This window comes from Rhizobium ecuadorense (genome assembly GCF_001187535.1).
Classification (GTDB): domain Bacteria; phylum Pseudomonadota; class Alphaproteobacteria; order Rhizobiales; family Rhizobiaceae; genus Rhizobium; species Rhizobium ecuadorense.
Map to the genome: position 1 here is coordinate 1 of NZ_LFIO01001623.1, position 207 is coordinate 207.

At 59.4% G+C, this 207-nt stretch carries 1 protein-coding gene; it reads left to right on the top strand.

Going from position 1 to position 207, the window contains the following annotated elements:
* The coding region (locus AF337_RS32785) for an oxidoreductase (RefSeq protein WP_483150641.1) at nt 1–207 on the top strand (207 nt) is incomplete at both ends.

Sequence of the window (207 nt, forward strand, 5' to 3'; positions counted from 1 at the left end):
TGCTGCGGGTGCATTCAACAATGGCAACATGACAGCGCGCGCGCTAACTCACGATGAAATCCTGGCTGTCGTGGCTGCTTTCGGCGAGGCCACACGCCGGGCAATCGAGGCAGGCTTCGACGGCATCGAGTTGCATGGGGCGCACGGCTTCCTGATTCAGAATTTCTTCTCACCGCTATCTAACCAGCGAGAAGACCGATGGGGCGG